The sequence below is a fragment of the Nocardia sp. bgisy134 genome (assembly GCF_057708325.1).
The window spans coordinates 98,362-124,087 of record NZ_JBYIRW010000017.1 but is presented as its reverse complement, the minus strand read 5'-3'; the positions used below and the strand labels follow the sequence as shown (position 1 = coordinate 124,087).

22 protein-coding genes and 2 pseudogenes are annotated in these 25,726 nt (G+C 68.8%); 12 read left to right on the top strand and 12 right to left on the bottom strand.

The genetic code is table 11. The features are described 5' to 3' along the window. Positions 1-115 precede the first annotated feature (115 nt). The 4 genes and pseudogenes from AC3ERS_RS27210 to AC3ERS_RS27195 all read left to right on the top strand — a co-directional run. On the top strand, positions 116-1,033 hold the full coding sequence (locus tag AC3ERS_RS27210; RefSeq protein ID WP_431970989.1) for an aldo/keto reductase: 918 nt from the start codon (positions 116-118) through the stop codon (positions 1,031-1,033). Continuing rightward, complete coding sequence (locus tag AC3ERS_RS27205; RefSeq protein WP_431970937.1) at positions 1,030-2,043, top strand: NADPH:quinone reductase; 1,014 nt, start codon at positions 1,030-1,032, stop codon at positions 2,041-2,043. Before AC3ERS_RS27210 ends, AC3ERS_RS27205 begins: the two co-directional genes overlap by 4 nt. Before the next feature lie 162 nt (positions 2,044-2,205). Further along, a complete protein-coding gene (locus AC3ERS_RS27200; protein WP_431970936.1) occupies positions 2,206-2,868 on the top strand; it encodes a recombinase family protein in 663 nt (220 codons plus the stop codon). Positions 2,869-2,907: 39 nt separating this feature from the next. After that, a pseudogene (locus tag AC3ERS_RS27195) lies at positions 2,908-3,210 on the top strand (ArsR/SmtB family transcription factor); the annotation flags it as partial. Between the two features lie 148 nt (positions 3,211-3,358). Here the strand turns inward: AC3ERS_RS27195 and AC3ERS_RS27190 are convergent. From AC3ERS_RS27190 to AC3ERS_RS27175, 4 genes and pseudogenes are all read right to left on the bottom strand, one after another. Continuing rightward, positions 3,359-4,795 (bottom strand): CYTH and CHAD domain-containing protein, encoded by a 1,437-nt coding sequence (locus tag AC3ERS_RS27190; RefSeq protein WP_431970935.1) that lies wholly within the window; start codon positions 4,793-4,795, stop codon positions 3,359-3,361. Between the two features lie 36 nt (positions 4,796-4,831). Next, the gene (locus AC3ERS_RS27185; RefSeq protein ID WP_431970934.1) at positions 4,832-5,002 is read right to left on the bottom strand and encodes a hypothetical protein; all 171 of its coding nucleotides are present in this window, start codon (positions 5,000-5,002) and stop codon (positions 4,832-4,834) included. 1,393 nt (positions 5,003-6,395) lie between these two features. Beyond that, positions 6,396-7,850 (bottom strand): ArnT family glycosyltransferase, encoded by a 1,455-nt coding sequence (locus AC3ERS_RS27180; protein ID WP_431970988.1) that lies wholly within the window; start codon positions 7,848-7,850, stop codon positions 6,396-6,398. 198 nt (positions 7,851-8,048) lie between these two features. After that, a pseudogene (locus AC3ERS_RS27175) lies at positions 8,049-8,463 on the bottom strand (Tn3 family transposase); the annotation flags it as partial. A gap of 568 nt (positions 8,464-9,031) precedes the next feature. Here AC3ERS_RS27175 and AC3ERS_RS27170 point away from each other — a divergent pair. After that, positions 9,032-9,940 (top strand): CPBP family intramembrane glutamic endopeptidase, encoded by a 909-nt coding sequence (locus AC3ERS_RS27170; RefSeq protein WP_431970933.1) that lies wholly within the window; start codon positions 9,032-9,034, stop codon positions 9,938-9,940. A 38-nt stretch (positions 9,941-9,978) separates the two neighbouring features. Here the strand turns inward: AC3ERS_RS27170 and AC3ERS_RS27165 are convergent, their stop codons facing one another. After that, entirely contained in the window at positions 9,979-10,551 is a 573-nt protein-coding gene (locus AC3ERS_RS27165; RefSeq protein WP_431970932.1) for a TetR/AcrR family transcriptional regulator, read from the bottom strand. Positions 10,552-10,637: 86 nt separating this feature from the next. On the opposite strand from AC3ERS_RS27165, the gene AC3ERS_RS27160 reads away from it, so the two are divergent. Both AC3ERS_RS27160 and AC3ERS_RS27155 read left to right on the top strand, forming a co-directional pair. Continuing rightward, a complete protein-coding gene (locus AC3ERS_RS27160) occupies positions 10,638-11,519 on the top strand; it encodes an SDR family oxidoreductase (RefSeq protein WP_431970931.1) in 882 nt (293 codons plus the stop codon). A gap of 251 nt (positions 11,520-11,770) precedes the next feature. Next, positions 11,771-12,928 carry a sigma-70 family RNA polymerase sigma factor gene (locus AC3ERS_RS27155; RefSeq protein WP_431970930.1) on the top strand — a complete coding sequence of 386 codons (1,158 nt, stop codon included), beginning with the start codon at positions 11,771-11,773 and terminating at the stop codon, positions 12,926-12,928. Between the two features lie 5 nt (positions 12,929-12,933). Here AC3ERS_RS27155 and AC3ERS_RS27150 read toward each other — a convergent pair whose 3' ends face one another. Continuing rightward, positions 12,934-13,890 carry a hypothetical protein gene (locus AC3ERS_RS27150; RefSeq protein ID WP_431970929.1) on the bottom strand — a complete coding sequence of 319 codons (957 nt, stop codon included), beginning with the start codon at positions 13,888-13,890 and terminating at the stop codon, positions 12,934-12,936. Between the two features lie 367 nt (positions 13,891-14,257). On the opposite strand from AC3ERS_RS27150, the gene AC3ERS_RS27145 reads away from it, so the two are divergent. Then, positions 14,258-15,412, top strand: coding sequence for a hypothetical protein (locus AC3ERS_RS27145; RefSeq protein ID WP_431970928.1), 1,155 nt, complete (start codon positions 14,258-14,260; stop codon positions 15,410-15,412). On the opposite strand, the gene AC3ERS_RS27140 is transcribed toward AC3ERS_RS27145, so the two are convergent. The 4 genes from AC3ERS_RS27140 to AC3ERS_RS27125 all read right to left on the bottom strand — a co-directional run bounded on the left by AC3ERS_RS27140 (position 15,413) and on the right by AC3ERS_RS27125 (position 20,937). Beyond that, a complete protein-coding gene (locus tag AC3ERS_RS27140) occupies positions 15,413-16,327 on the bottom strand; it encodes a LysR family transcriptional regulator (protein ID WP_431970927.1) in 915 nt (304 codons plus the stop codon). Positions 16,328-16,397: 70 nt separating this feature from the next. Beyond that, positions 16,398-18,200, bottom strand: a complete 1,803-nt coding sequence (locus AC3ERS_RS27135; protein WP_431970926.1) for a flavin-containing monooxygenase — start codon at positions 18,198-18,200, stop codon at positions 16,398-16,400. Positions 18,201-18,252: 52 nt separating this feature from the next. Next, positions 18,253-19,569 (bottom strand): cytochrome P450, encoded by a 1,317-nt coding sequence (locus AC3ERS_RS27130; RefSeq protein ID WP_431970925.1) that lies wholly within the window; start codon positions 19,567-19,569, stop codon positions 18,253-18,255. Positions 19,570-19,710: 141 nt separating this feature from the next. Further along, positions 19,711-20,937, bottom strand: coding sequence for a cytochrome P450 family protein (locus tag AC3ERS_RS27125; RefSeq protein WP_431970924.1), 1,227 nt, complete (start codon positions 20,935-20,937; stop codon positions 19,711-19,713). Between the two features lie 231 nt (positions 20,938-21,168). On the opposite strand from AC3ERS_RS27125, the gene AC3ERS_RS27120 reads away from it, so the two are divergent. Next, positions 21,169-21,708 (top strand): GNAT family N-acetyltransferase, encoded by a 540-nt coding sequence (locus AC3ERS_RS27120; protein ID WP_431970923.1) that lies wholly within the window; start codon positions 21,169-21,171, stop codon positions 21,706-21,708. Positions 21,709-21,724: 16 nt separating this feature from the next. Here AC3ERS_RS27120 and AC3ERS_RS27115 read toward each other — a convergent pair whose 3' ends face one another. Then, on the bottom strand, positions 21,725-22,477 hold the full coding sequence (locus AC3ERS_RS27115; RefSeq protein WP_431970922.1) for an alpha/beta fold hydrolase: 753 nt from the start codon (positions 22,475-22,477) through the stop codon (positions 21,725-21,727). 115 nt (positions 22,478-22,592) lie between these two features. Here AC3ERS_RS27115 and AC3ERS_RS27110 point away from each other — a divergent pair, with 115 nt between their 5' ends. The 3 genes from AC3ERS_RS27110 (at position 22,593) to AC3ERS_RS27100 (ending at position 24,863) form a co-directional block, all read left to right on the top strand. Further along, on the top strand, positions 22,593-23,477 hold the full coding sequence (locus tag AC3ERS_RS27110; RefSeq protein ID WP_431970921.1) for an ABC transporter ATP-binding protein: 885 nt from the start codon (positions 22,593-22,595) through the stop codon (positions 23,475-23,477). 42 nt (positions 23,478-23,519) lie between these two features. After that, positions 23,520-24,299 carry a DUF2705 family protein gene (locus AC3ERS_RS27105; RefSeq protein ID WP_431970920.1) on the top strand — a complete coding sequence of 260 codons (780 nt, stop codon included), beginning with the start codon at positions 23,520-23,522 and terminating at the stop codon, positions 24,297-24,299. A 75-nt stretch (positions 24,300-24,374) separates the two neighbouring features. Then, entirely contained in the window at positions 24,375-24,863 is a 489-nt protein-coding gene (locus AC3ERS_RS27100; protein ID WP_431970919.1) for a GbsR/MarR family transcriptional regulator, read from the top strand. A 21-nt stretch (positions 24,864-24,884) separates the two neighbouring features. On the opposite strand, the gene AC3ERS_RS27095 is transcribed toward AC3ERS_RS27100, so the two are convergent. Then, complete coding sequence (locus AC3ERS_RS27095) at positions 24,885-25,682, bottom strand: tyrosine-protein phosphatase (RefSeq protein ID WP_431970918.1); 798 nt, start codon at positions 25,680-25,682, stop codon at positions 24,885-24,887. Between the last annotated feature and the right edge of the window lie 44 nt (positions 25,683-25,726).

Below are 25,726 nucleotides of genomic sequence, written 5' to 3'. Positions count from 1 at the left end.
ACCAGCGTCGCGGACCTATGTCGCGACGAGTCATCGGTCAATATTCTCGCATGACTGACAATTATTGAAATCTGTCATTACAATTCTATAAGGTGGGGTATCGCACTACCACCGACTGAGGAGACTCGTCATCAACACATCCACTGCTTCCATTGCCGGTCGCTCCGTGTTTCGGATCGGCTACGGCGCGGCCCAACTCTCGCGGCTGCATGACCGCCACGACGAGGCCGTCGCCTTGCTCCGGCGTGCCGTCGAGCTGGGCGTCAATCATGTCGACACCGCCGAGTTCTATGGCTTCAGCTTCGCCAACACCGTGATCCGCCAGGCCCTGCGCCCCGAGGACGACGTGCTGGTCGTCACCAAAATCGGCGCCGACCCCAACCCGGTCGGGCCTGTGCCGCTACGGATCGCGCAGCGGCCCGAACAGCTGCGGGCCAGCGTCGAGGACAACCTGCGCAGCCTTGGCCTCGACCAACTCCCGGTGGTCAACCTGCGACGCCTGGATACCGGCCCCGGACTGCGTCCGGAAGGCGACCAGGTAGTCGACCTCGACGACCAGCTGGCGACCATGACCGCCCTGCGTGACGAGGGCAAGATCGGCGCAATCGGCCTGAGTAGCGTCACCCTCGACGGCCTGCGCCGCGCCCTGCCGGCTGGCATCGCCTGCGTGCAGAACGCCTACAGCCTCGTTTCCCGTGACGACGAGGACACGCTGCGACTGTGCATGGCCGAGGGCATCGCGTGGGTGCCGTTCTTCCCGCTCGGCGGAGGATTCCCGAGCTTGCCGAAGGTCGGTGACGAGCCAGCTGTGCACGCCGTGGCCGAATCCCTGGAGGTGACCCCATCCCAGGTCGCTCTCGCTTGGCTGCTGCACCATGCGCCGAATATCCTGCTCATTCCCGGCACCGTCGACCCCGCCCACATGGAGGTCAATATGGCGGTCGGCGAGATCACCTTCGACGCGCACACACTGGCCTTCCTCGACGCCGTCGAGTCCCGCTCCAACAACGTCGCGATCGGCGCGGCGTCGTGAAGGCCGTGGTCTACCGCGACAACGGAGGTCCAGACGTTCTCCACCTGGTCGACCGCGAACCGCCCGTGCCCGGCCCCGGCGAGGTCCGCGTCCGAGTGGCCGTGTCCGGGGTCAACCCCACCGACTGGCAGGCCCGCGCCGGCCAGGCCATGGCGTTCCCGGAGATCACGCCGCACCTCGACGGCGCCGGTGTGATCGACGCCGTCGGCGAAAGGGGCGATACGAGTGTGGTCGGCCAGCGGGTGTGGCTGTTCATGGCCGCAGCGGGCCGGCCCACCGGCACCGCCGCGGAATTCACCGTCGTACCGGCCGGGCAGGCCGTGCCACTGCCGGACGAGGCCAGTTTCGATGTCGGCGCAGCCCTCGGTGTTCCCGCACTGACCGCGCACCGCGCACTCACCGTCGCCGAAGACGGGCCGCGCCGGCTGCGGCCCGGCGCACTGGCGGACAAGGTGGTACTCGCTGCGGGCGGGGCCGGGGCGGTCGGGCACGCGGTGATCCAGCTCGCCCGCTGGGCCGGTGCCACCGTGATCAGCACAGTCAGCAACACCGAGAAGGCCCGGCTGGCCGCCGCCGCCGGGGCCCACCACGTGGTCAACTACCGCGAGGGCGACCCGGCCGCCGAGATTCGCGCGATCGCTGCTGACGGCGTGGACATCGTCGCCGAGGTAGCACTCGGCACGAACCTCCCCCTGGACCTGGCCGTGCTGCGTCCGCGCGGCACGATCTCGATCTACGCCAACGACGGCGGCAAACCGGTCGAACTGAACGTTGCGCAGAACATGGTGCGCAACACCCGCCTGCAGTTCATAGTGCTCTACACCGCCGGTCCTGACGTCCGCGCCGCTGCCGTCGCAGACGTCTCCGCCGCCGTCCGCGACGGCGCCCTGCCGGTCGGCGAGCAACACGGCCTGCCCCTGGTCCGCTTTCCCCTCCACCGCATCGCGGATGCCCATCGGGCAGTCGAAGGCGGCGCGGTCGGCAAGGTCCTGGTCGACGTCACGTCGTGACGGTCCTCGTCATCGGCGCGCCATCCAACGGTGCGAGAACACCGCCACATATCGCTGCGAGTCACACCCAGGTCGCACGAACCGGTCATGTGTCGATAAAACATGTCGAAAAAGATTGGTGTCCAACAATTCTTGTCCGCCCTTTCTCATACACTCCGTGACATGGCCACCGCTGCAGGTGATCTCGACATCCCCGCTCCGCTCACTCTCGACGGCGACGCCCTCGATCCGATCGGTGGAGGCGGCGCCCTGGTCGGCTACGGCCGTGTCTCCACCAAGGATCAGAACCTGGATCGTCAGATCCACGCGCTCACCGCTGCCGGGTGCCAGCGGATCTTCACCGACAAGAAGTCCGGGAAGAACGCCGAGCGCGAAGAGCTGGTGGCGTGCCTGGAGTACCTGCGTCCCGGCGACACCCTCGTCGTGCCGTCGCTGGATCGGCTCGGCCGATCCCTACAGGACCTGATCTCGATCGTGGCTGGACTCCGCAAGCGCGGCATCGGATTCCGTAGCCTGCACGAAGCCCTCGACACCACCACCCCCGGCGGTCGGCTGGTCTTCCACGTCTTCGCCGCCCTGGCCGAGTTCATCCGTGAGCTGATTGTCCAAGGCACCAACGAGGGCCTGGCTGCTGCCCGCGCCCGCGGGCAACGACTCGGCCGGCCGCCAGCTATGAGCGCCGAACAGATCCGACAGGCCCGCGCGATCTTGACTCGGCCGGAGGAGACCGTTTCGTCGGTGGCCCGGCTGCTCGGTGTCTCGCGCTCGACGATCTACAAGCATCTGCCTGAGCTCAGCAGGGGTGACCAGCAGTTGCTTACCTGATGATGTCTGCTTCCGTGACGAGTTGACCTAGATCCTTCTGCGGACTCGGCGGCGACCGTCGCTGCGACGCTGCAAGCGCTGGCGACGCCGAGTCGGCTGCGGATACTGACGCGGCTACGGCACGGGCCGTGCTCGGTCGGCGACCTGGTCGAGGCGGTCGAGATGGAACAATCCGCCATATCGCATCAACTTCGGCTGTTACGGGCCATGGGCCTGGTCACCGGCACACGCAACGGACGCAGCGTGATCTACAGCCTGTACGACAATCACGTCGCGCTACTGCTCGACGAAGCCGTCTACCACATCGAACACCTCGGACTGGACTTGACGGATCCGGAGTGAGCGACGTCGATCTTCTGCGAGAACGCTGATTGCGGCAAAAAGACACCCGACGGGAACCGGACTGCGACAATCTGATTCGCCGCTGCCGAACAATCACGATCAGCGGTGCATCGCGTTGGCGGTCACACCCTCTGCGCGCCCGCGATATCTATCGTGCGGCGGCGATCTCGGCGACCTTCTCCCGTGCGCGTTCGGCCGCATACTTCTCATCGGCGTACAGCAGGCCGAAGGTGAAGCCGTTCTCGCCGACGGTCGTGCCTGCGGATGTCGCAGTGCGCCAGAGGAATTCGGCCGATACAACGCCGTCATTGTAATCGCCGAGCACGCGTTGCAATTTCTTGTAAAACGCGATGTTCGACTTCGCGCGGCCGGACTTTCGCACCGGCTTATGCAATTCGGCGGCGTAGCGGGCCCGTTTGGCGGCTTTGCGTGCGCGGTGCAATGACGCGATTCGCTGATCGTCGAGGGCGGTCGCGAGGCGGCGATCGGCTTTGCGCGCGGCTTTGTGGGCGCGGGTGACCAGTTCGCGTCGACGAATCCGAGGACCGAACGGCGGCTCCGACTGCCACGCCTGCAGGGTTGCGAGCAACTTCAGGTAGCGGGGCGTATTCATGGCCTCGGCGAGCGCGTTGCGGCTCGGCAGCTGCCGCTCCAGCAACGTCGCGTCGATACGCGCCGCCACCGGACCCAAGACGAGTTCGGGCGGCAACTTCTCGAGCCGGTCGGCGAGGCGGCGACGCTGGACGTGGCAGTCACGTACTTCGCCGAGCAGGCCCGCGAACCACCTCAGCTCGTTCTCCGTATCGCCGACGGCGCGGGGATCCAACAGCTTGCCGAACACCCGCAGCGTGCTGCGCAGTCGTCGCGCCGCGACGCGGGTGTCGTGGATCGGATCCCGGCCCCGGCGCAGCTCTACGTCGCCGGTGAAGATCGCGTCGATCTGGGTGCAGAGATATGCGCGTATCGCACCTTCCGCCGCGGAGTCGCCGACGGCGGGCTCGGACCGGTCGGGCATAGCGCGCGAGAGTTTGGACGGATAGTGCGCCGAGTGCGCGCCTGCCTCGGCGAGACTGTCCACCAGCACCGTCGGGACCTTGTTCGTATGCGGGCCCAGTTCGATCTCGACCTCGCGCCAGGCAAGGACGTTCGCGGGCCCGTCGGCCGGTGTCGCTCGCACGGTGTCGTCATCGACCTCGACAATCAGTTCACCATCCGACCCGAGGACACGGTGCCGGCTGCGCTGGGTGTCGATCCGCGTGACCGCTCGCAGCTTCTTTCCCAGGCAGACTCCGGTGACGATCTCGGTGAGATCGTCGGGCAGATCCTTCGACAGCGGGGCGAGTAGTTCGAGGCGACCGCGTGGGTGCGGGATCTTCAGCTGCCATCCCGATTCGTCCTCGCCCTCACGGCGGCGCAGGGTGACGTTGTGCGAGAGCAGATCGTGCTCGGCGGTGTCGAAATAGGTGCTGGTGAGTTCGACCGACGTTTCCTCGACGCGACTATCGGGGACGAAGTCGTCGAGCATCGGAAGAGTGAAGACCTGGTCGACCTCCCATTTGCTTTCACGTTCCAATTCGTCCTTCACCGATACTGCGTTCCCCGCTCAGAGCACATAAAACCGTCAGTGTCGGCGGCCGGACTCGTCGGCGGTGGTCCCAGCAGCCCAGCCCTGGCCACGGCGGGTCTTGATCCACGATTCGATGGTGCGCCACTGCCAGCCGACCCGGTCGCCCAGCTCCATATCCGGCTCCGGCAGCATCCCTTTGTGCCGGTAGGAGCGGACCGTAGCCACGTCCACGCCGATGCGCTCGGCGACATGATCAACCGCGAGGTACAGCGGCGTGTAACCGCGGCCGTCAGCGCGGCGGACAACCTTGTCGATCTCGTCGTCGGACAGGGCGATCTCGAGGTCGTCGACGGGGACATAGCCCCAGTCGACGACACGCTCGTCGGCCGGTCTGGCGGTCCTGAGCGTCGACCCGCAGCAACTGAAGCGCGGGCAGTCCTACCGGGTCGACCACGAACGGAAGACGCTGGTGGCCGTGGAACGGGGACGCTGACACGCCGACCGGCGGCACCGGCCGCCCGAGCACGAGCGCCGGTCTGGGCCGCGGCTGAGCCCTGCCGGACCGAAGCGTCAGCTGACCACGTCGAATGGACCGGTTGGACACGATCACCGTGCCCAACCGCCGCCAAGCTGGCCGCAATCGATCACCCGGTGGCGGTGCACGCCAGAAGCTTTCACACCGAGGTGCGGGCCGACAACGAGCGCAGTCTCGCCGCAATGGCGAAGATCCCCGGAGCCCAGATGATCGGTACATCGGTTGCCCACGGGCACCAGTGGCTGTAGTTCCGATGGCATCGATCTAACGCTTCGTTCGATGCCCCCGGAATCTCCGGTCAGCTGACTGTTCACGCCCGGACTGTCTACGGCGCCGCGGCGCTCCAGTGCGCGTGTCTCACTGACATTTTCGTGCGGCCTGACGGCTGACATTTTCGTGCGGGCTCGCGCCCTGCCGCAGCGCTGCACCGGCCGCCGCCCCGCCCCCTTCCCTCCCCGATTTGGTCCCCCGCTGTCCTTGGTTTCTGTCCCGGCCCGTCCCGCATCGGCCTCGGAAGATCCACGGCTTCCGAAGTCCCGCAGAGGTTTACGCCGCGCACCTCGGCGACGGGCGATCCTCTTCTCGTCATTCCGCAGGAGGGGGTGCGATTCATACCGGCGGGTGACGTCCGCTTCAATCGCCTGAAGATAGCGTCGCTTCATGAGCGAAGCGCGGGGGGCATCGGCAGCGAGGTCACACCTCGACCGGTGGAACAGAGCACATTCTCATCTTTGCGGTGTCAGGAGCAGCCATCGCGCTGATCGGTTGCAGCTCCAGTAGCCCGTCGACTGGCCCGGGCGGCTCGTCGACCATCGAGCGCCCTATCGAATGCGGTGCCCTTGTGACACCACCGCGCAGCTTGGATCCCGTTGAAGCCGCTGAGTATGCCCGCCGCCTGCAGGAGCAACGACGTATATGCGGTTCACCATCCTCGGCACCATAGGAGCACAAGTTCCAACCAACCCGACGAGGCAAGCCGCCTGGGCCGCATCGGTCTACGCTGAGCATCTCAGCAGCGGTGATGCGCTGACCATTTGAGCGCAGCACCGTTACCGAGACACCCTCAACCCGTTGGCCTGATTATCAGAGTCTGCGCATCGTCGGCCACATGACCGACCACGGCTGCTTCGGGCCGGTGCATTCCCAGATCGTGATGTCGCTGGTGATGCCGGGAATCCCGAGCGGATAGTCCATTCGGCGCACTGGGACAACGGAAGTGAACCAGCGGCTCAGATCCGCGTCGGTACTGCCGACGTAGAGAACCGTGTCGGCTGTGTCCGGCGGGGCACCGAAATAGCCGAAGCCGCGATTCGGACTGAAAACCGACGGCAGACCCGCACCCGCCCGACCGTGATCGAGAGCGGCCGCCTGCACGTACCACTCTGTGACGACTGCGGCGGTGCGTTGCTGTTGCGGTGTCAACGTGCGGTAGGCATCTGCCGTCGCATCTACCAGTTCTGACCAACCGAGCTCGCTGTAGGCCGACGGGCTGAGCGCCGCAGCGCGATTGGGCGCGGGGGTGTACTGTGACGCGGCCCGCCACGGCGTCGCATACACCACGGCTGCCAGCACCGACAGCACCACCGTCGGTACCGCGGCGATCGTCAGCCAACGCTTGCGCGCGGCGGTCAGTCCCACGGCGCCGGCCGCCATCACCATCGGGTAGGCACCGGCACCGTAGGCGCTGCGCCCGCCACTGATCGCGAAGACCGCCACCGTCAGCAGGAACGCCACACCCAAGAACCGGTAGGGACGAAGGCGTGGCGACCGAAGCAGCTGCCACACACCGCACGCGATGACCACCGCGCCCAGCAGCCCCCACCATTGCAATGTCAACGGGACGAACCACAAGGTGCCGGTGAAACCACCGGTCTGGCCGCGGACCACCGACCCCATCCCCAGGTGCGGCCAGCCGTGGCGAGCCTGCCAGATCAGGCCCGGCGTCGCCGCCAACACCACGATGCCCGCACTCCACCACAGTGCCGGTCGTCGCAACAACACCCTCGGCCCCAACCAGCCCGCGGCGATGATCACCGCGATCCAGAACACCGGGACAAGCCATTTGACCTGCACTGCCACTGCGGTCACCAGCCCGGCTGTCAGCAGCAGCGCGTCGTGACGAGTCCGCACCCAACGCACCAGCAGCCACGCCAGCACTGCCCACAAGAGGGTGTCGATGCCGTTGGTCGACAACGTCTGCGCCTGGCCCAGGACGAACGCCGACGTCGCGCAAGCCGTCGCTGTCAGCGCCTGCGCTGCGCGCCCGCCACCCAGCTCGCGGGTGATGACCGCGCCCAACACCACCACCGCTACCGACGCCGCGACTGCCGGAATACGCAATGCCGCAAACGATCCGGGAAACAACCAGTCCATCGCGTGCGCCAGCAACGGCACCAGCGGACCTTGGTCGACATATCCGAACGACGGCCGCTTCCCGGCGGCAATGAAATACAGCTCGTCGTAGTAGTAGCCGTACCGCGTCGCGGACAATGCCGCCACGACCCCGGCGACCACCGCCACTGCTGCGACCGTGCCCACCGCGAACGGCGGGCACGGGTCATCGGTCGTAGAAGGAGATTCAGCTGAGACGATATCCACCCCTGTCACGGTGCCCGACGCTACCGGCCCAGCCGCGAAATGGTAAGCAATGGAAACAATCCAGACCTGGCCTGCGCCAATCGCTTCGGGATCGCGGGCCCACAGTTGGCGTCGAGCGTCGATCAGAACAAGGTGTCGTCGGACCCGGAGCGGTCGGTAGCCGGTGGGGCCCAGCCGGCCCAGTTCGGCGTCGATGTCGACCTCGATCGCGCCGAAGAGTTGATGTTCTCGCTGTGCCCAGGCGAAACGTGCGCGAGCACCTCGTCGTCGATGCGCCGCCCTTCCTGGCGCATCTGTTCCACCGCCAGCCCGTAATACTCTGCGGTCCAGGCGATCACGGCGTTGGTGGCCAAGGTCGAACACCATGCCTGTTCGGTCTGGGACTCCAGATGCCGGGCGCGGATCATGCCTTCGTGGGCGTAGAGCAAGTCGCGCCGCCAGGCGTGCAGGGATTCGCGCTTGTTGAGCTGGCGAGAGATCTTGCGCCGATAGTCCGGATCCGACAGGTACTCGCGGCGTAGATCGTTCTGCGCAGTGCCCCGTATTCCTTCGCTCGCCGAGGGCCTCGTGCAATTCGTCGGTGGCGGCCGCCAGCGCGTGGGCCGGATCAGCGGATTTGCGGACCAGGCGGCAGAATTCGACGCGCTGCGGCTCCCATGATCTCCGGGAATTCCCGAAGCCGCTGCAACTCCTCGTCCGCGAATACCCGCGTTGCCACGAACCCAGCCCTCCGGCACCCCGACCAACCTCATCGGCAGCCAAGCCATGCACCAACCACCCCACGCCGCACCCGGAACTGTCGAATCACCCTCTACCAGTGCACATCCCGAACTTCGTTGGATTTTCGTCGACTCCGAGACCCCCGCCGGCCGCTGCGCGACCCGGACACCCCCAGCCAGGACGACTGACATCGGCGGTTCGAAGACAGCGAGCGGTTCTAGTCCGAGTGACTCGACGACACCTTGCGCACCTCTGAAGCTATCCGGCACCGTCGTCGTCCCCCTCCAGAGCTACCGCCATCGCCCCCTCCAGCGTGATGTCACGGCGGGCGCCGGCTGCCTACTGTCGGTTGCGCCGTCCGTGGCCATTGCGAAAACCTCCAGCAGACAGGGATCGGAATCATGAGACCCATAGATCGTGCGGGCAGCGCGCTCCCCCACGCTGAACTGTCCACCGGCCGGCGCCGGTTGCGCAGGTTCCGGTTCCCCGTCCTGGTGCTGGTGTTGCTCGGCGTGATCGCGGCGTACGCCGGGATCGACCGGCTCGTCGCGCCCGTCCCGGCGCTCGCGCTGCCGGTGGGGATCGGTCTGGCCGGCGCCGGGGTGGTCGGCTACCGCTGGCTGTCGCGAACCGTCGAGTCGCGCCCGAGCGTCCCCGAACTCGCGACCGCGGGCACGTGGTCCTGGTTGTGGCGTGGGATGTTGCTGGGGTCCGGCCTGTTCACCGCGGTGATGCTGCTCATCGCGGCGTTCGGTGGCTGGCAGGGCCTGTCCTGGGGCTCGGTCGGCGGGTTCCTCGCGACCGCTGGCGCGATGGCAGCCGTTGCGGTCGCCGAGGAGACCCTGTTCCGCGGGATCGTGTTCCGCATCGTGGAGGAACGTACCGGCACCGTGGTGGCGCTGGTCGTGTCCGCGCTGCTGTTCGGCGCGGCACACCTGGTCAATGTCGACGCCACGCTGCTGGGCACGCTCTCGATCGCCGTGACCGGCGGAACCCTGACCGCCGCCGCCTACGTCGCGACCCGCTCACTGTGGCTGCCGATCGGCCTGCACTTCGGCTGGAACTTCATCCAGGCCGGTGTCTTCGGTGTCACGGTGTCCGGCTCGGGCACCGCGTCCCACGGCCTGCTGCAAACCACACTGTCCGGGCCCTCCCTGCTGACCGGCGGCGCATTCGGGCCGGAGACCAGCCTGTTCGCGCTGCTGGTCTGCCTGGTGCCCACCGCCGTCCTGCTGCGTAAGGCCTGCGCGACTGCGCAGTTGGAACTCCACGGACGTCGAAGCCGCTCCGGTCGGCACTGCGGCCCCTGAGGTGCCGCAGGGGCCCGGGCGCCGCACGTGGGATCCACTCAGGTGAGGGACTGGCTCGCCGCTCGCAGGCCTTCCAGGGCGGCCAGGGTGTACGGCGCCAGCGCGGCGTCATGGTCGGCTTCCAGCCACTGGGCATAGCCCCGTTTGAATGCGAGCACGCCCAGCTCGCCCGCGAGGTGTGCGAGGGGGTCCGGCACACCTCGGGCGACCAGGGCGTCGGTCATGGCTGCCGCGAGACCGACGCTCTTGAGGGCGTCGCGCTCCTGGAGTTCGACGTTGGCGGCGATCGCGGCCTTCAGGCGGGGGCCGAGTTCGCGGTTCATCGGGCCCATCGCGCTCGAGGCGCGCTCGAGCCCGGCCGCGACGGCCTCGAGCGGGGTAGCTCTCTCGGGTGCCGCGGCGATCCCCTCGGCCAGCAGCCGGCTCAGCGCTTCTTGTCCGGCCACCAGCAGGTCGCGCTTGTCGGGAAAGTACCGAAAGAAGGTGCTCTTGGTGACTCCGGCGCGCTCGGCGATCTGCGTCACCGTCGTGGCGTCGTATCCCTGCTCGGTGAACAGATCCACCGCAGCCACGACGAGCCGCTCACGTGCTCCAGGTTCCCATCGCGCCATGGGGTCATCGTAATTGATGGGACTGTTGTCTCATCACTCTGCTACGGTGATGAGACAACAGTCCCATCACTTTCGAGGGAGAGAACGTGCACGTCTTCATCACCGGTGGAACCGGCCTGATCGGCTCCGCTGTCGTTGCCGAACTGCTCGACAACGGTCACACCGTCCTCGCGCTCGCCCGCTCCGACTCCTCCGCGACGGCCCTCGAGACCGCCGGTGCCGAGCCGATTCGTGGCGACCTTGCCGATCTGCCCATACTCCGCGCGGCTGCCGCCCGGTCCGACGGCGTGATCCACCTGGCCTTCACCCACGACTTCAGCACCCACGCCGCAGTCGCGGAGGCGGTCGCCGAGGAGAGCGCCGCTCTGGCGGCTCTGGGCCAGGAACTCGTCGACAGCGACCGTCCGTTCGTCACTGTCTCGGGCACGCCGCTCGTGCCGGGCCGCGTCTCCACCGAGGCTGATCCGCTGTCGACCGACGGACTCGTCGGCGGGCGCAGCCACTCGGTCATGTCGGTGCTGGACCTGGCCTCACGCGGCGTCCGCAGCGCGGCCGTCCGCATGCCGCGCACGGTGCACAACGAGGGCAAAGGCGGATTCGCCGGCCTGCTGACCGACGCCGCGCGCCGCAATGGAGTGGCCGGTTACCCGGGCGACGGCACCCAGCGCTGGCCCGCCGTGCATGCGCTCGACGCGGCCGTACTCCTCCGGCTGGCCCTGGAGAAGGCACCGGCCGGGACCGCGTGGCACGCCGTGGCCGACAACGGCGACGCCGTGCGTGACATCGCGACGGTCATCGGTCGCAGGCTCGGGCTTGCCGTGGAAGCCGTGCCGCAACAGGTGTTCGGCCCTCTCGGACCGATCTTCGCCACCGATCAGCCCTCGTCGAGCGCCCACACCCGACAGGCACTCGGTTGGCAGCCCAGGCACCCGAGCCTTCTCGAAGATTTGGAAAACATCCAGCCCTGATCGGCCGGTGGCAGCCGGGCGCTCTCAGTGAGCGGCAAGCCCATCGACACAAGGTGTCCAGCGTGGACTACGGCGTCGGTACGGGGAACGACTGAGGCGACGGCCGCGGAGGTTTCCGCGCGGTCGGGACGGCGCACGGGAATTCGGCGATGTCCCGACCGGGCTGCGTGGAGTGCCACGGGTTGTCGGGGGCCCTCGTTAGGCTGCCGGTTGTGGCTGGTGAGTCAGGGGTTGCGGTAGGGGGTGGCGAGGTGGCGTTTCCGGATGACATTCGGGAGGAGGTGTCGCTCGGGCTCGAAGAGGTGAACGAGGTGTTGGCGGGGCTGGTGGGGGCGCATGCGGAGCGGCGGAAGCGGGATGCCGAGATCGTGGGGTATCGGCTGGGGATCGGCGGGGAGGGACCGGAGACGTTGGCGCGAATCGGGGCGCGATTCGATCTGGCGCGGGATCGGGTGCGGCAGTTGCACACTCGGGCGGTCGGGCAGATGCTGCGGGAGGCGGCGCTGATCGGAGGCCGGGAGGCGGAGGTGTTCGCGGGGCGCTATCCGGTGGACGGGCGGGATTCGGCGCTGGTGCGAGCGCTGCTCGTGGAGACGTACGCGACCGATACGGATTTGGCGGCCAACGAGTTGTCGTATCTGAAGCTGCGGCTCGCGGGGCACGCTCCCGAGGACGCGAAGCGGATCGCGGGCTACGTCATGCAGCGGATCATGGCGTGGCAGAAGAAGACGAACCGGCAGTTGGCGAAGCTGCGCGACGCCGAGCCCGCGGCCGCGACCGAGATCGGCGAATGGGCCGCGCGGGTCGAATGGCCCGCGGGCTCGCCCGCCGCGCTGCCGACGAGCTCCGCCCGCACGGTCGACGGCGACGACGAGGGACGCGGCCGGTTCTACCTGGACAAGGTCGGTCGCGACGTCGGCTTCGATTCCGCGCTGCAGGCCCGGCTGCTGCGCACGCTCAACGCGGCGGACACCGTCGAGACGTTTCAGGAACATCCGATCGCGGTGCGCTACGACATCGACGGCTCGGAGCGCGTCCACTATCCGAGCGTCGCAGCGCGTTTCACCGACGGCAGGGTGGCGCTGATCGACGTGCAACCACTCGGCCATGTCGCCTTCCACGTCAACCGCGTCAGGTCCGCGGCGGCGCGCAGCCGGGCGCATGCCGCGGGCTGGGGCTGGCTGGTGTGGACGGGAAGCCGCCTCGGCCTACCGGAGCTCGCCCGCCGCGAGGTGGACGCCCGCTGCGAAGACGGTCTGGGCGAACTCGTCGAGCGCGGGTCGGTGACGTGGCGCGAGGTGCGGCGGCTCCGCGAGGAGTCCGGCCTCGAACTGCTCGACTTCGCCGCGCTGGTGCTGCGCAACGAATGGCGCTGGGACCGCGGCCCCTTCCGCCTGACGCGCAGCTGACTCGCTCAGCGCACCACCATGGCCGCCGCGAGGAATGTCACGATCAGCAACATCGCGCAGTAGGTGATCAACTGCCAGTGGCTCACGGTCTGCTGGAGCCCGGCGATGGTGGCGCGCAGGCTGTTGTCCACCCGGTGGTGGTCGGCCAGCTTGCGATTCACCTCGGCCAGCGCGTCCGCCTGCGCCTGCGCGTCGTGTTCGGCGCGTTCCAGCCGCGCGGTCAGCTTCATCACCTGTTTCTGCTTGTCCCTGACCGACTTCCGGGACAGCGCAAGGGAGGTGCGCTGGTTGACGAGTTCCTGCCGCTGCCGGGCGATCACCGCGGCCTGCGTTCTCGTGTGATGCTCCCAGTCGGTCACGGTGGCCCATCCTCCCGTCATCTCGTCGCGAAAACCCCAGGCGATCTCGCCGGACACCCAGCCGCGCAGGAACTCGCGCAACTCGAACCGCTCGCGCCGCGGCACCGCGACCGCGCTGTGCTCGGCGTCCAGCATGCCCACGTCGATCAGGTAATCGCAGGCGGGAGGGGCGAAGTCGGCCATGCCGAGCGCAGGCAGGTGGGCCACCCAGTAGCCGGGCTGGCACAGCCACAGCACGCCGTCGCATCCCGCCGCGCGCAGCCGGGCCGTGTGTTCGTGGGCGAGCGTCCGGTCCAGCGGGCCACCGCGCACCTCGATGGCGTAGGTCCGCTCGCCGATCCGCCACAGAATGTCGACGCGGATGCCGCCGACGCGCCGATCCACATCGGCCTCGTCGGCGCCGAACGCCACCAGCCTGCCGCACAGCCAGTACTTGAGTCGCTGGATATCCCATTGGGCGTCTGCGCATCCCGGGCAACGGCAGCTGTACCGGGATCGATCGCCCACCGCGGTGCGGACCTCGTCCGGCACCTCGGCGATGCCCAATTCGGCGAGCATCGCCCGACGTCCGCAAGCCTGCTCCACGCGCTGCGTCGTTCTCACGCGATCACTCCCCTGCCCAACACCGCACGGTCTCTCGACCTACTCCATAGATCAAGAGTGCGCCTATCTTCGGCCGCCCGCCAGCCCCCTTTACCCCGCGCTCGGGTGCGCCGCCGTCGGCGCGACACCTCCCATCAGGCGATGTGCGCTGCGTCACAATGGATTTCGCAGCGACATGCGCGAGAAACGACACAGAAGTTTCGGGTGATTGATTTTTGCCGCCAATTCGGCGACGCGGCCGGGCGCGCCGGATCGTCCGCCCGCCGCCGGAGCCGCGCGGGCGGTGCTCGCCCCGCACCTCGGAAAGGCTGTGGATAGAATCGCCAGGCCACGCGCAGTTCGGGCATCGACGGGGAAGAGGGTACGTATGGAGCACGGCCAGCAGGGCGCCGAGTCGGTCGGCGCGATCTTGTCGGGCATCGCGGAGCTCCTGCGCGAGGTGAGCGACAAACTCGACAGTGTCGCCGCCCGGGTCGGCGAGGACAACGGCGTCGAGGCGCGCCTGAAGAAGCTGGAGGCCTGGGCCTTTCGAACCGAGCAGAATGTCTCGACGCTGGAGACGCGGCTGGACGGCGTGACGTCCGGCGCGTCCGTCGAACGCACCGAGGCCGCGCCACTGCCCCGCGCCGCACGCCGCGCACCGGCCGCGCCGACGACGCGTCTCGAAGAGCCGCGGCCGGAATCCTTACGCGCCGAAACCCTACGCACCGAAACCCCGCGCGCCGAGACTTCTCGCCTCGAGGCCCCCCGCACCGAGAACTCCCGCCTCGAAAACCTGCGCACCGAGAACTCCCGCCTCGAAACCCCGCGCGCCGAGAGCTCCCGCCTCGAAACCCCGCGCACCGAGAGCTCCCGCCCCGAAAACCTGCGCACCGACGCTCCTCGCGCCGAAGCCCCGCGCTCCGAAAACCTGCGAGCCGAGACCTCTCACGCCGAGACTCCGCGCCCCGAAGCTCGTCGCGCCGAGCGCCTTCGACCGCCCGCGTCGCCGCGCCCGGAGGCCGCCCCCGAGTCACCGCGCACCGACAGTCTCGAAGCGGCCGCCATCGTGGCGCGCGTCGAGCAGCAGACGCCTGCGCCGAACTCGCTGCCGCGCAGGGACCCCGGCGCCGTCCCGCCCGCGCTGCACGATTGGGTCGAGCCCAACGTCTCGCGTGGCGCACCCTACGACGCCGCGCCCGAACCGGTCTCGAACGCGCACGCCGAGCCCGTGGAGATCGCGCCGCGGACCGAAACACCGCAGGAGCGACTGGGCTTCGGCACCGTCGGCACGCCTGTCGTCGACACCGCGCCGCGGCTGAACGGCCGCCTGGAGGCGCCGACGCTCACCAGCCGCGCCGACACCACCCTGACCGCGCCGCGCGACGAGCAGGCCGCCACGCCCACCCAGCACCACGCGACCATCGACGACAATTCGCACGTCGACAAGCTCCAGGCCATGCTCGACGAACTCAAGCGCAACCCGGCGGGCCCTTTCGGCAGGCCCCTCAGCAGTCCGCCGGGCGACCCCTCCGCGCAGTAGTCACTCGGTGTCGCTCCGATCCGGCGGGGCGAGCAGCGCGCGGATCGTTTCGCGCAACCAGCGATGCCCGCTGTCGGCGGTGTTGCGCGGATGCCACGCCATGCCGACCGTCACCTCCGGCAGCGGCAGCGGAATGTCGAAGGCGCGCAGTCCCATGGCCTGCAACGCGTCGCGGGTCAACCGAGCGGGCGCGGGACAGACGAGTTCGCCGGAGCGCACCGCCAACAGCGCGGTACTGAGATCGGGGACGATCGCCACCACCCGGCGGGTGCGGCCGTGCAGGGCCAGCCGGTCGTCTATCGGGCCGCGGGGGCGACCCTGCCGGGAGATCGCGAGGTGGGCCGCGGCGGCGTAGGCGGCCACGGTGACCCGGTCGGTGATCAGCGGATGGTCCGGCGCGGCGACGCCGACGAGACGATCCCCGAGCACACGCTGCACGGTGATCTCGGGATCGCCGCGTTCCAGGACGCCGACGGCGATGTCGGCGCGCCCCTCGCGCAACCCCGCCGTGGCCTCGGGACCGTCGGGCAGGAAATGCACGGTGACGCCGGGAGCCCGGCGCCGCACGGCGGCCAGCAGCGGGGCGGCGAGATGGGCACGGACCGTGTCGTCGGCCTGCACGGTGAAGCCGCGCCGCAGACCGGCGGGGTCGGCCTCCGTGCGAATGTCGAGCAGCGCGCGCCCGCGTTCGACCAACGCGGAGACCTCGTAACGCAATTCGAGGGCGCGCGGTGTCGGAACCAGGTTTCGCCCGGCCCGGACCAGCAGCGGGTCGTCCAGCGTCCGGCGCAACCGGGCGAGCGTCCGGCTCATGGCGGGGGTCGAGGTGCCCAGGCGTTCGGCGGCCTTGGTGACGCTGTTCGTGTCGAGCAGCGCATCCAGGGCAACCAGCAGATTCAGGTCGAGGGCATCCACTCGCGGATTATCACAGACGCAAGATCAGGGCGTTGGCGTTGCGCCGGTGATAATCCGCGAGCCCTCGGCGTCACCTCTGCGACGGGTATCGGTCGCGCCACCCCGCTGGGTACCTTCCAGCTGGCGCCGGGTGCGTTTCAGCCGACCCCGGGCGAACCCCGGCCGCCCCCGGGTGAACCTCGGCCGACCCCAGATGAACTTCGGCCGACCCCGGGCGAACTTCGGCTGTCGCCGGGCGAACTTCGGCTGTCGCCGGGCGAACTTCGGCTGTCGCCGGGCGAACTTCGGCTGTCGCCGGGTGCATTTCGGCCGTCGGCGGATACATCTCGGCGGTGGCCGGGTGTGTCTCCGCCGGAGCCGGGGCCACCTCGGCGGGCGGTTCGGGTGGAGTCGGCTCCGCCGGGCGCTGTCCGCGCTCCCAGAGCCCGCGGTACGCGGCCGGTTTCACGGGCCGGAACCACTGGGCGAGCCGGGTGCCCAGCGGTAGTCGGAGCTTCAGGTCGGCCAGCATCTCGTCGATGTTGTGCAGGGCGAACGGCGTGATGGTCGTGCCGTGCGCGTGGTGACCGCCGGTGCCCGCCGACATCCATTGCAGGCGCGTGTCGATCTGCTCGCTGCGCTCCTCCGGCGACGGCAGCGCGAGACGGCCGCGCAGCAGCGCGGCGGTCCAGTGCGCGCCGACCTCGGCGCTCAGCGCGCCGAGCAGCGAGGAGTTGTAGCCCGCGAAGGTCAGGTTCGGCACCTCGGTCGGCAGAATGTGCCGGTAGAGGCGGAAATTGCCGTCGTCGTCGGTGAGCCTGCGCTGGATGTACGGGGTCAGGAACGGCACCCGCTGCTGGAAGCCGGTGGCGCACACCACGATGTCGGCGGGGACGACCTGACCGTCGGACAGCCACACGGCACAACCGGCGGGTGTGCCGGACAGCTCGGTGACGGTGGTGTCGCGCAGCACGGTGATCCGCCCGTCGCGGACCTGCTCGAAGAATCCCTCGGTGGCGATGCTCGCGGTGCTCTGGGCGATCTCCTCGAAGCGGCCCTCCGGGACCAGATCCAGGTCGCGCAGGCCCAGCTTCTTGGTGGCGAGTTCCTGGAGCACGTCGAAATCGGTGTCGCGGAAGCTGTGCCCGGCGCCGTGCAGGAAGCGTTCGAAGCCGCGCGGGCTGTGATAGCGGAAGTGCGCTTCACCGAGCCGGGTGAGGAACAGCCGCTCGAAGTCCAGACCGGTGCTGAGTTTGCGGGGCATCTTCCACAGCAAACGACGAGCCACCACCGTGGTCGCGGCCGCGACGTGGCTGACAGCCTCGGCGATGTCGCAGGCGGACTGGCCGTACCCGACCACCAGCACGGACTTCCCGCGCGCCTGCTCGATGTCGAGGAACTCCGAGGAGTGATAGAGCTGTCCGCCGCGCGCGAGATAGGTCTCAGCGCCGCGATAGTCGGGCATCTCGGGTTCGCTGAACACACCGTTGGCCACGACCAGGTGATCGCAGGAGGTGCGATGCACGCCCGTCTCGTCGCGGATCTCCAGCAGCCAGCCGCTGTCCACCGGATCGGCGGCCACCACCTCGGTGCCGAGCCGGAGGTTCTCGCGCAGCCCGAACTGGTGCACGTATCCCTCCAGGTAGGCCTGCATCTGCGCGCCGTCGGGCACCCGCGGGTAGTCCTCGGGCATGGCGTAGTCCGAGAAGCGGTAGGTGTACTTACTGTTCAGCGTGCGCAACCCGGGATAACGCCTGGTCGCACTCCAGACACCACCGACATCGGGCGCACGGTCGAACACCTCGACCGGAAAACCTTCTCGGCTCAACACCTTCGCGGAGGACAGGCCTGCAATGCCCGCGCCTACGATCGCGATGCGGTTCCCGCTCGTCATGGCCACCGAGATTACCCGCCCGCGGCGCGCGGTAAAGCTCGCGGGCACAGATTCATCGGATCTCGCGCGGAGTGACCATGATTCTGGCCTTTCCGCGCGGCACGGTGGTGATGTTGCGCACCCGCCCGCGCTCGGGTCGCGGGTCGGCCGGGGCCAGCGTGTGCCGGGTGAGAATCTCGCGCAGCACCGCCGTCCCTTCCATGAGCGCGAACCCGGCGCCTAGGCAGCGGCGCACGCCGCCGCCGAACGGCAGCCACGTGTTCGGCTCGACCTCACCGTCCACGAACCGGGCCGGGCGGAACGTCGCGACGTCGGGAAAGTTCTCCGCGCGACGGTGCGCGAGGACGATCGAGCAGCTGACGGTGGTGCCGACGGGCAGCCGCCATTCGCCGATGGTGGTCTCCTTCGTGAGTTTGCGCACTGCGCCGGGGATCACCGTGTGCAGGCGCATGGCCTCCTTCAGCACGGCCTCCACGGCCTTGTCGTCGTCGGCGCGCGCGGCTTCGTACGTCCCCTGCTGGAGAGCGGGGTCGACGGCGAGCTCGTAGAGCGCCCAGGACAGCGCGGCCGCCGTGGTCTCGTGTCCGGCCAGCAGCAGGGTGACCAGCTGATCGCGCAGTTCCGCGTCCGTCGACGGCGCTTCGCCGCCGACCTGGAGCAGACGGGAGAGCACGTCGGCGCGGTCGGCCAGATCGGGCGCCGCGCGGCGCTCGGCGATCTCGCGGTAGAGCAGGTCGTCGATGGCGCGGAGGGTTTCGCGGAAGGACCGCCACGGCCAGAATCGCTGCAACCGTGGCATGCGCAGCCCCGCGTATTGCAGCGGACCGACGGTCACGATGCGGTGCAGTCGCGGCGCCAGCTCCGCGCGGGTGCGTTCGTCGGTGACGCCGAAGACCACCCGCATGATCACCTCGAGGGTCAGCGCGTTCATCCGGTCCAGCGTGACCACGGTCGACCCCGGCCGCCAGCGTCCGGTCTCCGCCGCGGCGATCTCGGACACCAGTTCCCGATAGCCGCGCAGCGGGGCGCCGTTGAACGCGGGCATCAGCAGTTTGCGCGCCCTGGCGTGCTCGGCCTCGTCGGTCAGCAACACCGAATGCGGGCCCATCACCGGGCGGAGGATGTTGTTGGCCTCTCCCGCGTGCATATCGCGCGGGTCGCCTGCGAAGATCTCCTTCAGATGCTCGGGACGGGAGAACACCACCAGCCGGTCGGCGAACGGCGGAATGCGCAGCGAGAAGACCTCGCCGTAGCGACGGCGCAGTACAGGCAGCAGGTCGGCGCGGTGCCGGAGGTAGAGATAGGTCTGCGCGAACGCAGGCAGCGCCGGGCCCGGCGGGTACTCCGTCGATGCGTGCCCTCGACTCATCGGTCCTCCTCCCGGGGTGTCCGTGCGGGTGCGCCGAGCTCAGCCTGGCACACCCGCGCGGTCCTCGGAACCCTCGTCGGCGGCGCTGTGGAGAAACGGCGGCCTGTGGATGATCCGGCCCGGCGAACCGCGGGACGGAAATCAGCGCAGCGCGGGCGCTTTGGTCACCTCGACCGGCAGATCCTGCACACCGCGGAACAGGACGCTCTCCCGCCACAGGATCTCGTCGGCGTCCACCGCGAGCCGCAGGTCCGGATAGCGGTCCAGCATCCGCGAGATCGCGATGCGCGCCTCCAACCTGGCCAGCCCCGCGCCGAGGCAGAAGTGGATGCCGTGTCCGAAAGCGAGGTGGCCGTTGGGGTTTCGTTCGGCGTCGAAGTTCTCCGGCGCGACGAAGTGTTTCTCGTCGTGGTTGGCCGAACCCAGCGCCACCAGGACGAGTTCCCCGGCCGGGACCTCGGTCTCGCCGATGACGGTGGGCACCGTCGTGTAGCGCAGCGTCGCCATGTTGACCGGGCCCTCGAAGCGCAGCATCTCCTCGACCAACGCGGGCACCCTGTCCAGATCCTCCCGCAGCGCCGCGTACCTCGACGGATCGGACAGCAGGGTGAGCATCGTGTTGCCGATCAGGTTGACCGTGGTCTCATGGCCCGCGATGAGGATGAGGAAAGCCATGGAGATGATCTCGTCGTCGGTGAGCCGGTCTTCCGCACCGCCCGCGGTGACGAGGTCCGAGAACAGATCGGCCCCAGGGCCCTCCGCGCGGCGACGGGCGAGCAGGTCCTCGAAGTACGCCACGACGGCTTCGGTGGCCGAGCGCATCCGCACCGGGTCGGCCAGCGTGATGTCGGAGACCACCGCCGACCATTCCTTGAACTGGGCGCGGTCGCCGGTCGGCACGCCGAGCATTTCGCAGATCACGGTGATGGGCAGCGGGAACGCGAACTCCGCCATCAGATCCACCGGCCCCTCCGCCCGCGCGAGACCGTCGAGCAGCTCGTCGGTGATGGCGGTGATGCGCGAGGTGAGCGCCTCGATACGGGCGGGGGCGAACGCGGGCACCACCAGCTTGCGCAGGCGGGCGTGCTGCGGCGGATCCATGTTGAGCAGGTGGTGGCTGAGGCGGGCGTTCACGGCCCGGACGCCGCTCTCGCCCGCACTCTCGCGGCGGGCCTCTGCGCCGGTGTCGGTGTGCGGGTCCTTGCGGATCGTCGGATTGCGCAGCGCCTCGCGCGCCGCGTCGTAGTCGACGATCACCCAGGCGCGCACCCCCGTGCGCAGTTGGATCTGATGCACCGGGCCCTCGGCCCGGAGCTGCTCGTAGAAGGCATACGGCGTACGAAAGAAGTCCGGTGGCAGCTGTCTCATGATCGAATGGCCTTCCCCAGTCGCGAGTTATGTTGCGCCCCTTCGATAGTGGCACGGGCCACGAGGTTCGGCCACTGTCGCTCCTGATCACCAGGGCCGTCGGCCGCGCCCCTCCCTTCGGCCGACAGGCGCGAGAAACGCCCCCGAAGACCGGTGGCCGACGCACCACACCGGACGGCGTGAGTACGGATCGCCGGTACCGCGGCGGCGTGACCGTGCTCTACTGGACGTATGAGCAACATCCCAGTCATCGTGGACCGGGCCGGTTTGTGGGACGCCGAAGCCCTCAGTGACGTTGCGGCCGTGACCTTTCCGCTCGCCTGCCCGCCCGGCGCCACCGCGGACGACATCGAGATCTACCTGACCGAGGCACTGTCCGGCGAACGATTCGGCGAATACCTGACCGATCCCGAACGGATCGTGCTCAAGGCGGTGGCGGGCGGCGACATCGTCGGGTACGCGATGCTGCACGCGGGCGAGCCCGCCGACCCGGAGGTGGCGAGGGCGGTCGACCTGCGCCCCGTGGTCGAGATCAGCAAGATGTACGTGCTACCCGGCCACCACGGCACCGGGGTGTCGACGGCGCTCATGCTCGCCGCGCTCGAGCACGCGCGCGAGGGCGGCTACGCGGGCGTGTGGCTCGGCGTCAATCAGGCGAACACTCGCGCGCAGCGCTTCTACGCCAAACACGGCTTCGAGGTCGTCGGCACCAAGACCTTCCCCGTCGGCCATCAGCTCCACGACGATTACGTGATGCGCCTGGTCTTCTGATCGCGCGAAGGGCCGGTCACCGCACGAATTCGACCAGGGCGGCCTTGAACTCGGCATGCATCACGGCCAGCATGTGGTCGCCGGGCACGACGACGGAGCGACCGTCCGGCAACGCGGCGGCGAGACGGTCGGGTTCGGCGGCGAACGGATCCCCGGAGCCTGCCAGCACCAGCGCGGGAACGGTGATGTCGTCCAGGCCGGCGATCGGGCGGTCGTCCAAACCCACGACGACGGCCCGGATGGCAGCCAGGTCGGCACGAACGGCGTCGGCGAGAACGCGGAACATCCTGGCCACCGGGGGCGCGCCGGCACCGTCGCCGTTCATCGCCAGCAGAATCGCCTCCGGCTCCACCACCCTCCTGTCGACGCCGCCGCAGTCGATCACGCCCGAACCGATGCCGCCCACAGCGAGTTTCGCGACCCGCTCGTCGGCCGCGGCGACCAGCAGCGAGATCACCCCGCCCATCGAATAGCCCACCTGCGCGACGTCTTCCAGGCCGAGTTCGTCGTAGAGCGCGCGCACGTCACGGGCCATGGCGTCCCACGAATACCGCGCCGCGTCGTGCGGCTTCTCCGAGCGCCCGTGGCCGCGCGCGTCGAGCGAGACGACCCGGTGTCCTGCGGCTTGCAGCGCGGCCACCACACCCATGCTCATCCAGTTGGCGTTGGTGTCGGCGACGACACCGTGCTGCAGCACCACCGTGCGGCCGTCGCCCTCCCACACGCGGTAGCTGAGCTCCAGCCCGTCCCAGGTCTTGAACTTCGACATAGCCCGGATCGTAGCCAGCGTCGCCCCTAGGGTTGACATGTTCTATATGTTCAGTCTTCACTGAACTCATCAGTTCTTACAGAACTCGACGAGATGGAAACCTCGAAGGAGCATCATGTCCGCCGCGATCCTGGCCGAAGGCCTCACCAAGCGCTATGGCAAGCACGTCGCACTCACCGACCTCGACCTGGAGGTCGCCCAGGGCGAGGTGTTCGGTTTCCTCGGCCCCAACGGCGCGGGCAAGTCCACCACCATCCGGATCCTGCTCGACCTGATCCGCCCCACCGCGGGCCGCGTCGAGGTGCTCGGCATGGATCCCCGCGTCGGCGGAGCCGAACTGCGCGCGCACATCGGCTACCTGCCCGGCGAACTGGAGATCGAGGGCCGCAACACCGCCGGTGATCTGCTCGGCTTCCTCGCCGACCAGCGCGGCGCCGTCGAGCCGGGCCGGATCACCGAGCTGGCCGACCTGCTCGACCTCGACCTGTCCAGGAAGGTCGGCGCGATGTCCAAAGGCAACAAGCAGAAGGTCGGCATCATCGCCGCGTTCATGCACCGGCCGCACCTGCTGATCCTGGACGAACCCACCTCCGGCCTGGATCCGTTGCTGCAACAACGCTTTCTGGGCTTGGTGAGCGAGGCGAAGGCGAACGGCCAGACGGTCTTCATGTCCTCGCACATCCTGAGCGAGGTGCAGCAGACCGCCGACCGCGCCGTGATCATGCGGGCGGGCAAGCTGCTCGGCACCGAGAACGTCGAGGATCTGCGCCGCCGCTCCCCACGCGCGGTGGAACTGGTCTTCGACGAGGACGTGTTCGCCGACGACTTCGCCGGCCTGCCCGGCGTGCGCGACCTGTCCGTGACCGACAGGACGGTGCGCTGCACCACCGAGGGCGAGGTCGACGAGCTGTTCAAAAAGGCGGCCAAATACCGGCTGGTGAGCGTGCTGTCCACCGAACCGGACCTGGAGCAGATCTTCTTCAGCCTCTACGGCCGCTGAGCCGACCAGACGAAACAATCACTCGCACAGGAGAACTCGAACATGTCACGCTCGGTCTTCACCCAGACGCTGAAGGAACAGCGTCGCGGTCTGATCGGCTGGTCGATCGGCCTCGCCGTCGTCCCGATGATGTATCTGCCGTCCTACCAGTCGCTGCGCGACCAGGGCTCGCTCGACATCGCGCACAACACGATGTACGAGGCCATGGGGCTCAGCGATTTCGCCAGCGCCACCGGCTATCTCAACGCCACGGTGTTCTCGCTGATGGGACTGCTGCTCATGGTGATCTTCGCGGTCACCTTCGCCACCCGGTCGGTGACGCAGGAGGAGAACGGCATGCTCGATCTGCTGCTCGCCCAGCCGGTCGACCGGAAGAGCCTGCTGGCGCAGCGGTTCGCGGCGCTGGCGGTGCAGATCGCGGTGGTCACCTCGGTGCTCACGTTGAGCGTTCTGGCGGGCGCGAACAGCGGCGGCTTGGACATCGCCGCCGGGCACATCGTGGCCGCGAGCGCGGGCCTGGGTCTGCTGTCTCTGCTGATCGGGGCGATCACCCTGCTGTTCGGTGCGGCGACCGGAAAGCGGTCGCTGACACTGGGTTTCGCGGCGCTGGTCGCGGTCGCGGGCTACCTGGCCAACAACCTCGGCGGGATGTTCGACGGGGGCGAATGGCTGCGCAGGCTCTCGCCGTTCTACTACGCGAACGGCCACTCGCCGCTGGTGAACGGGGCCGACCTCGGCCACCTCGCGGTGCTGGTGGCGCTGGCGGCCGTGGCGGTCGCCGCAGCGCTGGCCCTCTTCGAGCGCCGCGACCTGGCGGTGTAACCGCACCGCACGGGGCGGGCCGACACGGCCCGCCCCGTTTTCCCGTTTCTTCCGCACGAAAGGGATACTCGACCGATGACCAGCACGGAACACGACCAGGCGGCGCCCACTCCCGAACAGTTGGCCTTCGTCGAGGATTTCGCGCTCGTGCTCGAACGCATGGGTCTGGTCCGGATGACCGGTCGCGCGGCGGGCTGGCTGCTGATCTGCGATCCGCCCGAGCAGACCTTCGCCCAGATCGCCGAGGCGCTGCAGGCGTCCAAGGGCTCGATCTCCAACTCGCTCAAGCAGTTGACCACCATGCGCTGGGTCGACAAGAGCTCCAAACCCGGCGACCGCAAGGACTACTACTCGATCCGGCCCGGCATCATGCCGGAGCTCATCCGCGCACAGAGCAGCCAGTACACCGACCTGACCGCGATGACCGCGCGCGGGCTCGCCCTGTTCGACGACCCGCGCAGCGAACAGGCCGCCCGGGTCCTCGACATTCACGAGTTCTTCGTCTGGCTGGGCAAGGAGCTGCCCGCCCTGGTCGACCGGTGGTACGCCGAGCACAGGTCGTGAACCGGCGCGGCAGGCGAACGCTCAGGCCAGCATCTTGGTCTTCAGGGCCGCGAGGTCGGCGTCGGTGAGGCCGAGGCCCTCGCGCGCATAGGCGTCGAAGCCGCCGTAGGTCCGGTTCACCTGATCTAACGCGGCGTCCAGCCACTCGGTTCGCACGCCGTTGAGCGGGTCGTCCGGACCGGCGTTGCGGTACCGGTTGGACAGCAGGTAGTCCTCGGTGACCGTGGCGCGGTCGACGCCGAGCAGGGTCAGCAGCACGGCCGTGGCCCATCCGGTGCGGTCCTTGCCCGCGGTGCAGTGGTAGAGCACGGCGCCGTCGCGGGTCTCGATGACGTCGCGCAACACCGCGGCGAAGGCCGCGCTCGCGCCCGGGGCGGTGACGAAGGCGCGATAGAGGTCGTCGCCGCCGGCGAGGGTGGTGATCAGCGCCTGCGGCGGAGCATGGCCGATGACGTCGTCCCAGTTCTCGACGGCGCCCGCGGGGACGCGGTCGGGGGCGACCGCCCGCTCGTAGCCGGTGCGCAGATCGTCGACGACCCGGACGCCGCGCTCGCCGAGCACGGCCAAGTCGGCAGGGGTCGCCTTGTCGAGCTGGCCGGTGCGGTACACCAGTCCGGTGCGTACGAGGCGACCGTCGACGGTGCGGTAACCGCCCACGTCCCTGGCGTTCTGGACAGTCTGGAGGCCGACGGAACGGTCGAACGCGGTGTCGACGGCGACGGCCGGGTCGGCCATGGCGACGCCCGCCACCGGGCCGAACACGAGGGCCAAGCCGGTGGCAGCGGTGATCGAAGCGCGCAGCGCGCGATCTGGGGTCACGTCGTCGGGCTCCCTTCCTGGCGCCCGCCGAGGTCCGGCGGGCG

Coding starts and splice junctions, on each gene's coding strand:
- AC3ERS_RS27200 (WP_431970936.1), top strand. CDS start 2,206: ATGGCCACCGCTGCAGGTGATCTCGACATCCCCGCTCCGCTCACTCTC.
- AC3ERS_RS27170 (WP_431970933.1), top strand. CDS start 9,032: ATGAGACCCATAGATCGTGCGGGCAGCGCGCTCCCCCACGCTGAACTG.
- AC3ERS_RS27165 (WP_431970932.1), bottom strand. CDS start 10,551: ATGGCGCGATGGGAACCTGGAGCACGTGAGCGGCTCGTCGTGGCTGCG.
- AC3ERS_RS27145 (WP_431970928.1), top strand. CDS start 14,258: ATGGAGCACGGCCAGCAGGGCGCCGAGTCGGTCGGCGCGATCTTGTCG.
- AC3ERS_RS27135 (WP_431970926.1), bottom strand. CDS start 18,200: ATGACGAGCGGGAACCGCATCGCGATCGTAGGCGCGGGCATTGCAGGC.
- AC3ERS_RS27130 (WP_431970925.1), bottom strand. CDS start 19,569: ATGAGTCGAGGGCACGCATCGACGGAGTACCCGCCGGGCCCGGCGCTG.
- AC3ERS_RS27125 (WP_431970924.1), bottom strand. CDS start 20,937: ATGAGACAGCTGCCACCGGACTTCTTTCGTACGCCGTATGCCTTCTAC.
- AC3ERS_RS27120 (WP_431970923.1), top strand. CDS start 21,169: ATGAGCAACATCCCAGTCATCGTGGACCGGGCCGGTTTGTGGGACGCC.
- AC3ERS_RS27115 (WP_431970922.1), bottom strand. CDS start 22,477: ATGTCGAAGTTCAAGACCTGGGACGGGCTGGAGCTCAGCTACCGCGTG.
- AC3ERS_RS27110 (WP_431970921.1), top strand. CDS start 22,593: ATGTCCGCCGCGATCCTGGCCGAAGGCCTCACCAAGCGCTATGGCAAG.
- AC3ERS_RS27105 (WP_431970920.1), top strand. CDS start 23,520: ATGTCACGCTCGGTCTTCACCCAGACGCTGAAGGAACAGCGTCGCGGT.
- AC3ERS_RS27100 (WP_431970919.1), top strand. CDS start 24,375: ATGACCAGCACGGAACACGACCAGGCGGCGCCCACTCCCGAACAGTTG.